Source organism: Ruegeria arenilitoris (assembly GCF_013035315.1).
GTDB lineage: Bacteria > Pseudomonadota > Alphaproteobacteria > Rhodobacterales > Rhodobacteraceae > Ruegeria > Ruegeria arenilitoris_D.
Genome location: NZ_WQHP01000001.1, coordinates 27482 through 40138, shown reverse-complemented (window position 1 = coordinate 40138; position 12657 = coordinate 27482). Strand labels below are relative to the sequence as shown.

General features: G+C 61.0%; 11 protein-coding genes. 6 read left to right on the top strand and 5 right to left on the bottom strand.

Annotated features, from left to right (window positions below; all coding sequences use genetic code 11):
• Nucleotides 1-77 precede the first annotated feature (77 nt).
• The gene (locus tag GOV53_RS00195) at nucleotides 78-995 is read right to left on the bottom strand and encodes a 3-keto-5-aminohexanoate cleavage protein (RefSeq protein ID WP_170463338.1); all 918 of its coding nucleotides are present in this window, start codon (nucleotides 993-995) and stop codon (nucleotides 78-80) included.
• Nucleotides 996-1127: 132 nt separating this feature from the next.
• Between GOV53_RS00195 and GOV53_RS00190 the strand changes: the two genes are divergently transcribed.
• Nucleotides 1128-2114 (top strand): GlxA family transcriptional regulator, encoded by a 987-nt coding sequence (locus GOV53_RS00190; RefSeq protein WP_170463336.1) that lies wholly within the window; start codon nucleotides 1128-1130, stop codon nucleotides 2112-2114.
• Nucleotides 2115-2184: 70 nt separating this feature from the next.
• Here GOV53_RS00190 and GOV53_RS00185 read toward each other — a convergent pair whose 3' ends face one another.
• From GOV53_RS00185 to GOV53_RS00175, 3 genes are read right to left on the bottom strand one after another with little or no spacing between them, the layout of a single operon-like run.
• A complete protein-coding gene (locus GOV53_RS00185; RefSeq protein ID WP_170463335.1) occupies nucleotides 2185-3231 on the bottom strand; it encodes an aldo/keto reductase in 1047 nt (348 codons plus the stop codon).
• Between the two features lie 37 nt (nucleotides 3232-3268).
• On the bottom strand, nucleotides 3269-3727 hold the full coding sequence (locus GOV53_RS00180) for a DNA polymerase III subunit chi (protein ID WP_170463333.1): 459 nt from the start codon (nucleotides 3725-3727) through the stop codon (nucleotides 3269-3271).
• A 4-nt stretch (nucleotides 3728-3731) separates the two neighbouring features.
• Nucleotides 3732-5198 (bottom strand): leucyl aminopeptidase, encoded by a 1467-nt coding sequence (locus tag GOV53_RS00175; protein WP_170463331.1) that lies wholly within the window; start codon nucleotides 5196-5198, stop codon nucleotides 3732-3734.
• A gap of 240 nt (nucleotides 5199-5438) precedes the next feature.
• On the opposite strand from GOV53_RS00175, the gene lptG reads away from it, so the two are divergent.
• From lptG to rsmA, 5 genes are all read left to right on the top strand, one after another.
• On the top strand, nucleotides 5439-6539 hold the full coding sequence (gene lptG, locus GOV53_RS00170) for an LPS export ABC transporter permease LptG (RefSeq protein WP_170463329.1): 1101 nt from the start codon (nucleotides 5439-5441) through the stop codon (nucleotides 6537-6539).
• Entirely contained in the window at nucleotides 6539-8701 is a 2163-nt protein-coding gene (locus GOV53_RS00165; protein WP_170463327.1) for an LPS-assembly protein LptD, read from the top strand. The genes lptG and GOV53_RS00165 overlap by 1 nt, the downstream gene beginning before the upstream one ends.
• Nucleotides 8692-9945 (top strand): peptidylprolyl isomerase, encoded by a 1254-nt coding sequence (locus GOV53_RS00160; RefSeq protein ID WP_170463325.1) that lies wholly within the window; start codon nucleotides 8692-8694, stop codon nucleotides 9943-9945. The genes GOV53_RS00165 and GOV53_RS00160 overlap by 10 nt, the downstream gene beginning before the upstream one ends.
• Nucleotides 9942-10907, top strand: coding sequence for a 4-hydroxythreonine-4-phosphate dehydrogenase PdxA (gene pdxA / locus GOV53_RS00155; RefSeq protein ID WP_170463322.1), 966 nt, complete (start codon nucleotides 9942-9944; stop codon nucleotides 10905-10907). Before GOV53_RS00160 ends, pdxA begins: the two co-directional genes overlap by 4 nt.
• Nucleotides 10908-10991: 84 nt before the next feature.
• Nucleotides 10992-11834 (top strand): 16S rRNA (adenine(1518)-N(6)/adenine(1519)-N(6))-dimethyltransferase RsmA, encoded by an 843-nt coding sequence (gene rsmA, locus GOV53_RS00150; RefSeq protein WP_170463320.1) that lies wholly within the window; start codon nucleotides 10992-10994, stop codon nucleotides 11832-11834.
• Nucleotides 11835-11896: 62 nt separating this feature from the next.
• Here the strand turns inward: rsmA and GOV53_RS00145 are convergent, their stop codons facing one another.
• Nucleotides 11897-12478: a DUF4167 domain-containing protein gene (locus tag GOV53_RS00145; protein WP_170463318.1), complete on the bottom strand. Its 582-nt coding sequence runs from the start codon at nucleotides 12476-12478 to the stop codon at nucleotides 11897-11899.
• Nucleotides 12479-12657 lie beyond the last annotated feature (179 nt).

Below are 12657 nucleotides of genomic sequence, written 5' to 3'. Positions count from 1 at the left end.
TACCGCCTGTAATTTTCGCAGTCTTCATTCGTCGAAGCGCCTGGGGGATTGGGGCTTGGCCCCAACCCCGCTTGGGATCACTTTGCCACCGGAGCGCGCTTGGTCAGCCCCAGCTTCTCACGCACTTCCTGAGCACCGATTACACGCGCGCCCATGTTTTCAATGATAGTCCCGGCCCGTTCGACCAACTGCCAGTTTTCGGCCAGTACGCCTTTGTCCAGCCACAGGTTATCTTCCAGCCCAACGCGCACATTGCCGCCCGCCAGAACGGCTGCTGCCGCGTAAGCCATCTGGTTGCGGCCCAGCGAAAACGCGCTGAAGGTCCAGTCGTCCGGAACGTTGTTCACCATCGCCATGAAAGTGTTCAGATCATCCGGTGCACCCCACGGCACACCCATGCACAGCTGAACCAGAGCCGGGCTGTCCAGAACGCCATCCTTTACCAACTGCTTGGCGTACCACAGATGGCCGGTGTCAAACGCCTCGATCTCGGGCTTTACGCCCAGATGCGTCATCATGCGGCCCATCGCCTGCAGCATGCCGGGAGTGTTGGTCATGACGTAATCGGCCTCGGCAAAGTTCATGGTGCCGCAGTCCAGAGTGCAAATCTCGGGCAGACACTCAGCCACATGCTCAACCCGCGCCGCCGCGCCAATCATGTCGGTCCCGTCCTCGCGCAGAGGCAGAGGCGACTCGGTCGGGCCAAACACCATGTCGCCGCCCATCCCGGCGGTCAGGTTCAGAACCACGTCCACCTCGGCCTCGCGAATGCGCTCTGTGACCTCGCGGTACAGATCCAGACGACGGCTGGGCGCACCTGTTTCAGGATCGCGCACGTGACAGTGAACGATGGCGGCACCTGCCTTGGCGGCGGCGATCGCGCTTTCTGCAATCTGCTTCGGCGAGCGCGGCACATGTGGGCTGCGATCCTGCGTTCCGCCCGAGCCCGTAACGGCACAGGTGATGAAGACGTCGCGGTTCATTTCCAGAGGCATGGTGTTTTCCCCAAGTTATACCCGGTTTCGCCCTGAGTTTTCCCCAGGCTTCTCCCCGGATTCCGATTTGCGTTCACCCCCGACTCTGACGCAGCCTTGGAAAAACACTTGCCAGAATGCGAATCGAACTTGATGAAATCCGCAAAAAACATATTGCAGCCTGAACATCGCGCCCTGAAAACGGCGGTGCTGGTTCTGGACGAATGCAACACGCTCAGCTTCGCATCCGCCGTTGACCCAATGCGCGCAGCAAACCGGCTGGCGGATCGCCCGGCATTTGACTGGGATTATGTGACCGCGACCGCCGAACCCGCGATGCTGACCAGCGCGCTGATGGTGCCCGGCATTCCGTTGGCCCGATTGCAAGTTTGCGACCTGATGATTGTCGTCGCCGGGTTTCAACTGGCCCGCCACGCCACGCCCAGCCTGCTGGCCGGTCTACGCCGCATTGCGGGCACCGGTGCCACCATGGCCGGGATCGATGGCGGTCCGTGGCTGCTTGCCGAGGCCGGTCTGCTGAACGGCCACGCTGCCACCACGCATTGGGAAGATCTGGATAATTTCGCCACCCGCTTCCCCGAGGTCGACGTGCGCCCCGACCGATTTACCGTATCCGAAAACCGCCTGACCTCAGGCGGCGCGATCCCCGCGGTCGAGATGATGCTGCACATCATCGCCGCGCGCCACGGCGCGGGCTTTGCCGCACGTGTCTCGGGCCTGTTCCTCTACGACGGCGCGCCCAGCCCAACCAAGCCGCAGAGCCGCACCGGCGCTCCACATCGCCACACAGCACTGACCGCCAAAGCAAATTCCCTGATGGAGTCTTCGTTGGAAGACCCCCTTCCGCTGGCCGACATCGCCGAAACGCTTGGCACCAGCCCTCGGACCCTACAGCAGCAGTTCCGCCTGCGCCTGAACACCACGCCGCAGGATCACTACCTGCAACTGCGCCTGGCCGAGGCGCGTCGTCTGGTCACCGATACAGACATGCCCCTCATGGACGTGGCGTTGGCGACCGGGTTTGCCTCGCAATCCAGCTTTGCCCGCGCCTTCCGCACGGCGCACGGCCTGTCGGCCCGCGACCTGCGCCAGGATCGTACGCAACCGACCCACCACTGACGGGATCTGCTTCATCTAGCCCTAAATGCCTCGGGGGAGCCGCCCGACACGGGCGGCGGGGCAGCGTCCCCTAGAATGGCATGGGATGCGCGCGATGCGCCTGACCAATCTCGGTCAGAACTTCATCCGACAACCGAAGATCTTTCCCTGCAAGGATGTGTTCCAATTGCGCCACGGTGGTGGCCCCGAAAATGGCTGACATCATAAAGGGCCGTGTCCGGCACCACGCCAGCGCCATGTGAACCGGATCCAGACCATGCCGTTGCGCAACCTCAAGATAGGCATCCACCGCCCCGAACACGCGCTCGTACTTACGTCCACCCATTGTAGGCACCAGATCCATGCGCGATCCCTTGGGCACTGCCCCGCCTTGATACTTGCCCGTCAGGAACCCGGCCCCCAGCGGAGAGAACGCCATCAAGCCCACATCCTCATGCACGCTCAGTTCGGCCATGTCCGTGTCAAAGTGACGACACAGCAAGGAATACTCGTTCTGAACGGATGCCACGCGCGGGGTGCCCATCTGCTCGGACAGGCGCAGCCATTGCGCGGTGCCCCAGGCGCTTTCGTTCGACAGACCAAAAGCACGGATGTTGCCTTTGTCGACCTGGGCCTGCAGCGCCGTCAAACACTCCTGCATGTTGTCCAGAACTTCATTGGTGTTATGCCCCGAGGGCGAATAGTTCCAGTTCTGCCGGAACATGTAGCTGCCCCGGTTCGGCCAGTGAAACTGGTAAAGGTCAATGTAATCCGTCTGCATCCGCCGCAGCGAGCCTTCGATCGCCTCGGGAATGGTTTCACCCGTAATCCACGCCCCATCACGAGCGTGGGCGAATCCTGCGCCTGAGTGCTTAGTCGCCAGAACATAGTCGTCCCGCCGCGCCGGGTTGGCGGCGTTCCAGTTGCCTAATATCTCTTCGGCCCGGCCCACGGTCTCTTTCGAGATCGGGTTCACCGGATACATCTCGGCGGTATCAACGAAGTTGATGCCGGCGGCCAGCGCTATGTCCATCTGCCGATGCCCGTCCGTTTCGGATGTCTGAGTACCGAATGTCATTGTACCAAGGCACAGGTCGCTGACCTCGATACCGGTACGGCCCAAAGGCTTCATGTCCATCTGTCACTCTCCTGAAATTACTTGTGAGACCCGGCGCTTAGGCCTCGGCCTTTTTCTCCCACCGGCCCGACTCTTCGGACCAGTATTGAGCCGAACACCCCGCGCCGGTCAGCGCTTTCCACTGCCCGCGCGCATGCTGCACAGCTTGATCGTCATTGCCGTCAAACAGAATGCAAACCCTGTCTAAGGCCGTTACCTCGCCCGGCTCAACCTGCGCGCCGTCCACGGCCATGACGCAGGTCGGGTCATTCGCGGCCTGCATTTCGGTCGTCAACAGGATGGGTTGTGCTGCGTCATGCGGACCGCCCGCGCGTCCATGGGGCAGAAAATCCTCTTCCCGCCCCAGCCACAGTTTTTCATCCAGCCAGTCCATCCGCGCAGGGTCGGTGCCCCGCACGGCAATCTTCCACCCGGCCTGCCGTGCCTTATCCAGCAACACCGGCAAGGTGTATTCCAACGGCTGGCGGGTCAGGTGGTAGAAATAGACTGCGCCCATGTGCTTACTCGAAATTGTCCTGCACAAAGCGGCTGAGTGCGCGCACGCCCCAGCCGGTCGCGCCTTTGGGCGCATAGGATGTCTCGGACGACACCGAAGCCACACCTGCGATGTCGAGGTGAATCCACGGTGTCTCTTCCTTGACAAAGCGCTGCAGGAACTGCGCCGCAGTGATCGAGCCCGCCGGACGGCCACCGACGTTCTTCATATCAGCGATCCGGGACTTGAGCTGTTTGTCATAGGCTTCACCCAGAGGCATGCGCCATGCACCTTCATCCTCGGCCCCGGCGGCCTTGAGGAAGGCGTTGCAGAACGTGTCGTTGTTCGAGAACACACCCGCATTTTCATGCCCCAGACCGATGATGATCGCGCCGGTCAGGGTAGCCAGATCAATCATACCCACCGGTTGGAACCGTTCCTGCGCGTACCACATCACGTCACACAGGACCAAACGACCCTCGGCATCGGTGTTGATGATCTCGACCGTATCGCCCTTCATCGATTTGACCACATCGCCAGGACGTGTCGCGTTGCCCGAGGGCATGTTCTCGACCAGTCCAACCAGCCCCACGACATTGGCCTTGGCCTTGCGCTTGGCCAGCGCACGCATCGTTCCCGCAACGACGCCCGCGCCGCCCATGTCCATGGTCATGTCTTCCATGCCACCCGCCGGCTTCAGCGAGATACCACCGGTGTCAAACACAACGCCCTTTCCGACCAGTGCCAGCGGCGCATCGTCCTTGTCGCCACCGTTCCACTGCATCACCACAACCTTGGAGGGGCTGACTGAGCCCTGCCCGACGCTCAGCAGCGTGCGCATGCCCAACTCGGCAAGCTTGTCTTCTTCCAGAACTTCGACCTCAAGTCCCAACTCTTTCATCTCGTCCAGACGGTCGGCGAATTCGGTCGTGGTCAGGACGTTGGCGGGTTCATTGGTCAGGTCCCGCGTCATGCGCACGCCGTCGGCTACTGCATAAAGCGGCGCAAAGGCGGCCTCGACCTCGTCGGCCTTCTGGTGGCTGATGGTGAACCCTGCGGGCTGATCCGCCTCTTTGGATTTGTGCGCGTCAAAGTCATAGCTGCGCAGCGCCAGACCCATCGCCAAATCTTCGGTTTTGGCCTGATTTCCAGCCATCACCAAAACGGGCTGGTTGTCCGCCAGCTTGGCCAGTTTGGCCCCTGCCTTGCGGGCCTCGGCCGGATCGGGGCGACGGTCCAGGATCAGAATGTCCAGCGCCTCGGCCGCCATTCCGCTGGGCCAGGCCAGTGAGACCACATCGCCCGCTTTGACCTTTTCGAACCGGTCGCTTTCGATCAGACGGGCCACCGCGCCGCGGGTCAATCGGTTGGCGCGACGCACAGCTGGACCCATCTTGGCCTCGGGTGTCATGATGACGACAACGCGCCCTTCGGCCTGCGCCATTGCGTCCACATCGAAAGCCTGAAAACGGATCGGTACAAGACTGCTCATTGCAAACTCCTCAAAATCAGTTCCCCAAGACCTAGCCCGCGCCGCGCGGCTTGACCAGATAGCAGTTTTCCCCGATCAGCAATTGCATTACAGTCCCGGAAAAAATCCGACAGGCTCGGGGGAGAAGACTTTGGCAAGACAGGGCAGGCATAGGCCGTCACGCACATGGGTGCGCTGCGGTGATTCTGGTCTGTATCCGGCGCTGAATCGGCTGAATATCTGCATTGCGGAGGGTCCCGCGTGATCCTCGACCGCTACTTCGCCCGCCGTTTCATTCAAAGCTTTCTGGTTATCGGCAGCATCTTTCTGACGCTGATGATTCTGATCGACCTGATCGAGCAGGTCCGCCGCTTTGACGAGGTAAACCTGTCGTTTGGCCAATTGCTGCAGCTGACCTTGCTGAACACCCCAGCCGCGATCAGCGAGATGCTGCCGCTGCTGATCATCCTGTCCACAATCGCGTTGTTCATCGGGCTGGCCCGCAGTTCCGAGCTGGTGGTGACCCGCGCCACGGGCCGGTCAGGTATACGCGCCCTTTTGGCCCCGGTGGTCATTGCGTTGATCATTGGCGCGATGGCGGTCGGCCTGTTGAACCCAATCGCTGCGGCGACGTCCGAGGAATACAAGCGTCTGGCTGAGAGCTACAGGAATGATGGCGGGTCGACCCTGTCGATCAGTGCCGAAGGGCTGTGGCTGCGTCAGGGCTCGGCCAATGGACAGTCGGTGATCCATGCGCGCGATACGTCGAACGGGGACACCTTCACGCTGAACGAGGTCACGATCATCACCTTTGCCCCGGACGGCACACCAACCCAGCAGATCACTGCCGATCAGGCTGACCTCGAGGGTGGAATCTGGGTGCTGAGCAATGCCAAAATCTGGTCGCTGGAAGACGGCGTGAATCCCGAAACCCACGCCAAGGAACATGCGCGGCTTGAGATTCCCACCTCGCTCACGCGTCAACGGATTCTGGACACGCTGGGCGAGCAGGACTCAGTATCCATCTATGATCTACCGGAACTGATCCGCGATCTGCGCGAAGCCGGGTTTTCCACCAAGCAGTACGAGGTCTGGCTGCAGGTGCAGTTGGCCCGTCCGCTGTTTTTGATATCGATGGTTCTGATCGGTGCCGCTTTTACCATGCGCCATGTGCGTTTCGGCGGCACCGGGATCGCCGTTCTGACTGCCGTATTGCTGGGCTTTGGCATCTACTTCATTCGAAACTTTGCCCAAATTCTGGGGGAAAACGGTCAATTGCCTATTCTAGTGGCGGCCTGGGCCCCGCCCTTTGCAGCCATTCTTCTGTCCCTTGGCCTATTGCTGCACGCGGAGGACGGCTGATGCGGATTTTAACCGGCTTGCTGCTGTCCGGTGCCGTCGCGCTGGCAATGCCTGCAAGCACTTTGGCCCAGTCCCAGACCGCCACAAACGCGCCCCAGAGCACCGCGCAAGAGGATCAACCGGCCCTTCTGGTGGCCGACCGCATCTTTATCACGCCCGAACGTAATCTTGTCGCCGAGGGCAATGTCGAGGCGTTTCAGGGCGACACAAAAGTCACCGCTTCGCGCATCACATACGACCGCGAGACCGGCAACCTGTCATTGGAAGGTCCCGTTCGCATAGACCAGGGCGGTGCCACGACCTTGCTCGCGGATTCGGCCGAGTTGGATGACGGCATCATGAACGGCCTGCTGGTCGGCGCGCGCATGGTGTTTGACCAACAGGTCCAGATCGCCTCGGTCCAGGCTGCGCGGGCCGGTGGGCGCTATACGCAGTTCAGCAAAGTCTCGGCCACGTCGTGCCATGTCTGCGCCAATGGCAAACCGCCGATCTGGCAGATTAGGGCCCGCAAAGTCACGCATGATCAGCTGGAACGCCAGCTGTATTTCGAAGGGGCGCAATTCCGCCTTCTGGATGTGCCGGTCTTCTACCTGCCCTACCTGCGTCTGCCTGACCCTACGCTTGAACGGGCCACCGGTTTTCTCGTCCCGTCGCTGCGCACGACATCGCAACTGGGTACCGGGCTACAGGTGCCGTACTTCATCAAGATGGGCGACCACAAAGACCTGACCCTGACCCCCTATCTGTCGTCGAAAACCCGCACGCTGGGTTATCGTTACCGACAGGCATTCAGGCGCGGGCGGATCGAGTTTACCGGCGCGTTCACCCGCGATGACCTTCAAGAGGGCGAGGATCGCGGCTATTTGTTCGCCAACGGTTTCTTTAACCTGAACAACGATTTCCGCTTTCTGTTTGATCTGAAGACCACGTCGGACAACGCCTATCTGGCCGACTACGGCCTGCCCGACTTTGACCGTCTGCGCAGCGAGGTCGCGTTAGAGCGGATCAAGCGCGATACCGCTTTCCGCACCAGCTTTATCCATTACAAGTCCTTGCGCGACAGTGAAAACGAAGAAGAGATTCCCTCGCGGATTTTCGACCTCTACTACCAAAAACGTTATTTCCCGACTTCGGTCGGTGGCGAGGTTCGTTTGGGTTTCATCGCACACACGCACGAACGCACCAGTGATCAGGATGTCGTCGGACGGGATGTTGCTCGCGCGACTTTCGACACGGAATGGCTGCGCAGCTGGACCTTCGCTTCGGGCTTGCGGGCTGACGCTCAGTTTGGTGCGTCCGTGGATACGTTCAACATTCGCGACGATAGCAATTACCCTGATCGCGTGACCCGGGCGACGCCGCGAGCAGCGCTGACGCTACGCTATCCGATGTCCAGACGCGAAAAATCCGGCGCATCGCAGGTTCTGGAACCGATTGCCCAAGTCGGTTGGACGCACGTAACGGACCAGGACATTCCAAATGACGAAAGCACATTTCAGGAATTCGACCAGGGCAACCTACTGTCCTTGTCGCGCTTTCCGGCCCCTGACCGCCGGGAAGACGGGTTCACAGCCGTTTTCGGCGTAAACTGGGCACGGTACGCCGCAAACGGATGGCGCGCTCTGGCAACCGTTGGTCAGGTGTTCCGCTCAACTGCGGATCCCAACTTTAACCTGACGTCGGGTCTTCAGGGCACGGCTTCTGATATTCTGCTGGCCGGTCAACTACAGACGGCCAATGGCTGGTCGCTGGCTGGGCGTGGCCTGATGAACGGCGATTTCAGCTTTGCCAAAGCAGAAGTTCGCGCGGGTTGGAACAAGGGAAATGCTAGAATTTCAGGCAGTTACGCTTGGCAAGAGCCCGATCCGGCGGAAAACGTGGACGATCAGATATCTGAAATTCGGGTGGCTGGGCGCTACCGCGTAGACCAGAATTGGCTGACGCAGTTCGGAGCAAGATATGATCTCAGCGAGTCCGAACCTATCCGCTACGGGTTGGGCATCACGTACCAGAACGAGTGTGTAAGGGTTAACATGACCGTCAACAGGCGCTTTACCTCATCATCAAGTATTGAGCCTTCGACAGAATTCGGGTTTACCGTTGCCCTGACAGGTTACTCCGTCGAGGGTGGCGGCCAACAGTACAAGAGAAGATGCAGTTGATTTCAGGTTTCTCCCGATTCATCCGTTCCGGTTGGCTTAAACCGGTTGCACCGGCGCTGGCTGCCGTTCTGGTGACCCTCTCCGGTGTGCAGGTGCAGGCGCAAAGCCTGTTTTCGCCTGCGATCAAGGTCAATCAGGACATCGTCACCTGGTATGAGCTTGAGCAACGTCAACAATTCCTTTCAGCACTGGGTGCACCGGGCGCGACCGAGGCCGAAGTCCGCGAGGCATTGATTGATGAACGGCTGCGCAAGCAAGCCATGCGCGAGGCTGGAATCGAGGCCGCTCCTGAAGATATTCAACTGGGTATTGACGAATTTGCCGCCCGCGGTCGTCTTTCGACCGACGAGTTCCTGAATCTGCTGGCTGATGCCGGGGTTTCACCTGAAACCGTGCGGGATTTCGTTGCCGATCAGCTGTCATGGCGCGACTTTGTCAGCGCGCGCTTTCTCTCACAGGCCCGACCCAGCGAGGATGAGATCAACCGGGCCCTGGGCCAGGGGGGCAGCGGCGGGCTTCAGGTCCTCTTGTCCGAAATCATCATCCCGGTGACACAGCAGACCGTTGCGCAGGCCGAGTTGCTGGCCGAGGAAATCGCCCTTTTGGAAGGGTTTGATGCGTTTTCTGCGGCCGCGACCCAATATTCAGCTGCTGGCACGCGTAATGATGGCGGGCGTCTGGAGTGGCTGAACCTGACCGACCTGCCCCCCGCCCTGCAGCCCGTGATTCTGGGACTGAAAAATGGCGATATCACGCAGCCGCTGTCACTGCCCAATGCCATCGCTTTGTTCCAAATGCGCGGAATACGGGAAACAGCAGCCAGCGCGCCGCGGTTTTCCAAGATCGACTACGCCATCTACAACATGGCCGGTGGACGCAGCGCCGAAACCCTGGCTCGTGCCGCCAAACTGCGCGAAGAGGTCGACACCTGTGACGACCTCTATGGCATTGCCAAGGATCAACCAGCCGGAGTTCTGCAGCGCGCCGAGGTCAGCCCTTCTGAGATCCCGCGCGATGTCGCGATTGAGCTGTCCAAACTCGACCTGAACGAAGTCTCGACCACGCTGACCGGCAACAACGGCCAGACGTTGAAATTCCTGATGCTGTGCACGCGCACGCTGGACCGTGGCGAGGAGACGTCGCGCGTGGATGTAGCCAACGCCCTGACGCAGCAGCGCCTGCAAGCCTTCGCTGACAGCCTGATCGAACAGATGCGCGCTGACGCCACGATCATCGAGCAATGAGCGCGCTCATCGCGCTCAGCTGCGGAGATCCGGCGGGCATTGGCCCCGAGATCGCTGCCAAAGCCTGGTCAGAACTGCGCGAAGCCTGTCCCTTTTTCTACATCGGGGATGCTGCGCACCTGCCCACGGGCACCCCTGTTCAACGGATCGGCACCCCGGCAGAGGCCAGGGATATCTGCGCAACCGCCCTGCCCGTCCTGCAGTTGGATTTCCCGGCCCCGAACAGGCCGGGCCAGCCTGACCCGGCCAATGCGCCCAGCGTGATTGATGCTATCGAGACCGGAGTCGCCCTGGTGCAGTCCGGCGCTGCATCAGCACTGTGCACCGCGCCTATCCACAAAAAGGCCCTGATCGACGGCGCGGGGTTCGCCTATCCCGGCCATACGGAATTTCTGGCCGCGTTGGCGGGGAAAAAACGCGTTGTCATGATGTTGGCCAGCGATCAACTGCGCGTCGTTCCTGCCACGATTCACATCCCGCTCTCGCGGGTGCCGTCCGAGCTGACCCCCGACCTTCTGCGTGAGACCATCGCAATCACCGCCGAGGGTCTGCGTGACCAGTTCGGCATCGCCCGCCCTCGCATCGCCGTTGCTGGTCTAAACCCGCATGCGGGCGAAGGCGGGAAGATGGGGCACGAAGAACTCGATTGGATCGCACCGCTGATTGCAGAGTTGCCTAACGATTCGTGTGTGGTGACCGGCCCACACCCGGCAGATACGATGTTCCATGCCGCCGCACGCGACCGTTACGATGCAGCGGTTGCGATGTATCACGACCAGGCGCTGATCCCCATCAAGACACTGGATTTCGACCGCGGTGTGAATGTGACCCTAGGATTGCCATTCATACGCACCTCGCCAGATCACGGCACAGCACTGGACATCGCCGGTCAAGGCATCGCCACCCCCACCAGCCTGATCGAAGCGCTTAAACTCGCCCAACGGATGACGCAGGCCTCTTGACCCTTCACCTGGCTGAAAATATCTCCGCCGGAGGCAAAAAATCTCTGGCGCTGACCAACCAACACGCGCCACGGTAAACGGATCATGAGCGCAATCGACACCCTTCCCCCCTTGCGTGAGGTCATCGCGACCCACCAGCTTTCAGCGCGCAAGTCGCTGGGGCAGAACTTTCTGCTGGATCTCAACCTGACCGCCAAGATCGCGCGGCAGGCAGGCGACCTGACCGAATGCGACGTGCTCGAGATCGGCCCGGGCCCGGGCGGCTTGACCCGAGGCCTTCTGTCTGAGGGCGCGCGTAAGGTCGTGGCCGTTGAAAAAGACACCCGCTGTATCGCGGCTCTGAACGACATCGCTGCGGCCTACCCCGGACGGCTCGAAGTGATCAACGGCGACGCGTTGGAAATCGACCCGCTGGCACATCTGACCCCGCCGATCCGCATTGCCGCCAATCTGCCTTACAACGTGGGAACAGAATTGCTGGTCCGCTGGCTGACCCCGCCCGAATGGCCGCCCTTTTGGCAGAGCCTGACCCTAATGTTCCAGCGCGAGGTCGCCGAGCGCATTGTCGCGCAACCGGGCAGCAAGGCTTATGGCCGGCTGGCCATTCTTGCGCAGTGGCGGGCCGAGGCGCGTATTGCGATGTCTCTACCGCCCGGTGCATTCACTCCGCCGCCCAAGGTTTCCAGTGCGGTCGTCCACCTGACCGCCCTGCCGGAACCGCGCTATCCAGCTGATGCTGCCACGCTGTCGCGCGTCGTCGCCGCCGCGTTCAACCAACGGCGCAAAATGCTGCGCGCTTCGTTGAAAGGCGTAGCCCCGGATATCGAGGACCGCTTGCTTGCTGCCGGCATCAAACCGACCGAACGCGCCGAGCAAATCCCGCTCGAGGCGTTCTGCGCACTGGCGCGCGAAGTCCAGAAAAACTGACCCAAAAATACAAAAGCCCCGGACCAACATCCGGGGCTTTTTTCTAACTTCTGATACCGGGATTACTCGGCGGCTTCTGGCGCGTCGCCGTCGCCTGCCGGGGTATCCTCAGCCGCCGCTTTGGGCTTGCGCGCGCGCGGGCGGCGCGGCGCTTTTTCCTTTTTCGCCGGTGCTTCTGCCGGGGGGGCTTCTCCCTGGCTTTCCGGAGTTTCAACCAGTCCGGATTCAGGTGCCGAAGCCTCGGGCGCGAAATCCATCACATCGGGCTGTGGTGCTTCAGCCGGGTCCGCCTGACGGGCAGCCGCTTCGCGTTCCTGACGCTCGGCGCGCTCACGGTCACGCTCGGCCTGACGCTCGCGGTTCTGACGCTCCTGCTCTTCACGACGCGCTTCCATTTCGCGTTGCGCTTCGCTCAGCAGGCGCAGATAGTGTTCAGCGTGCTGCTGAAAGTTCTCGGCGGCCACACGGTCGTTGGACAGTTGGGCGTCACGCGCCAACTGGTTATACTTGTCGATGATCTGCTGGGGCGTACCGCGCACCTTGCCTTCTGGACCCGAGCTGTCAAAAACCCGGTTAACGACGTTACCCCCAGAAGGGCGATTGCGGTTGTTCTTGGCCCGCGAGCGGGATTTGGAAGATCTCATCTTACTTTACGTCAGCCTTGTCATTCGATGCCGATCTGTTCGCGTCCTGCACTGCTCAAAGGCTTTAGCCGTCACGCGATGTCGACTTTTTTGGGCTTGGCGTCAGGGGCCCGCTGAAACAGCGTCAACCTCTCCGACTGATCCTGAGTAAACACGTCCTGCGCGTGCAGACAAGGGGG

What these genes read in the sequence shown, in the direction of transcription:
- GOV53_RS00185 (WP_170463335.1), bottom strand. Translation starts at nt 3,231, where the DNA reads ATGGACATGAAGCCTTTGGGCCGTACCGGTATCGAGGTCAGCGACCTG.
- GOV53_RS00165 (WP_170463327.1), top strand. Translation starts at nt 6,539, where the DNA reads ATGCGGATTTTAACCGGCTTGCTGCTGTCCGGTGCCGTCGCGCTGGCA.
- GOV53_RS00160 (WP_170463325.1), top strand. Translation starts at nt 8,692, where the DNA reads ATGCAGTTGATTTCAGGTTTCTCCCGATTCATCCGTTCCGGTTGGCTT.
- GOV53_RS00180 (WP_170463333.1), bottom strand. Translation starts at nt 3,727, where the DNA reads ATGGGCGCAGTCTATTTCTACCACCTGACCCGCCAGCCGTTGGAATAC.
- GOV53_RS00190 (WP_170463336.1), top strand. Translation starts at nt 1,128, where the DNA reads ATGAAATCCGCAAAAAACATATTGCAGCCTGAACATCGCGCCCTGAAA.
- GOV53_RS00195 (WP_170463338.1), bottom strand. Translation starts at nt 995, where the DNA reads ATGCCTCTGGAAATGAACCGCGACGTCTTCATCACCTGTGCCGTTACG.
- GOV53_RS00145 (WP_170463318.1), bottom strand. Translation starts at nt 12,478, where the DNA reads ATGAGATCTTCCAAATCCCGCTCGCGGGCCAAGAACAACCGCAATCGC.
- rsmA (WP_170463320.1), top strand. Translation starts at nt 10,992, where the DNA reads ATGAGCGCAATCGACACCCTTCCCCCCTTGCGTGAGGTCATCGCGACC.
- pdxA (WP_170463322.1), top strand. Translation starts at nt 9,942, where the DNA reads ATGAGCGCGCTCATCGCGCTCAGCTGCGGAGATCCGGCGGGCATTGGC.
- GOV53_RS00175 (WP_170463331.1), bottom strand. Translation starts at nt 5,198, where the DNA reads ATGAGCAGTCTTGTACCGATCCGTTTTCAGGCTTTCGATGTGGACGCA.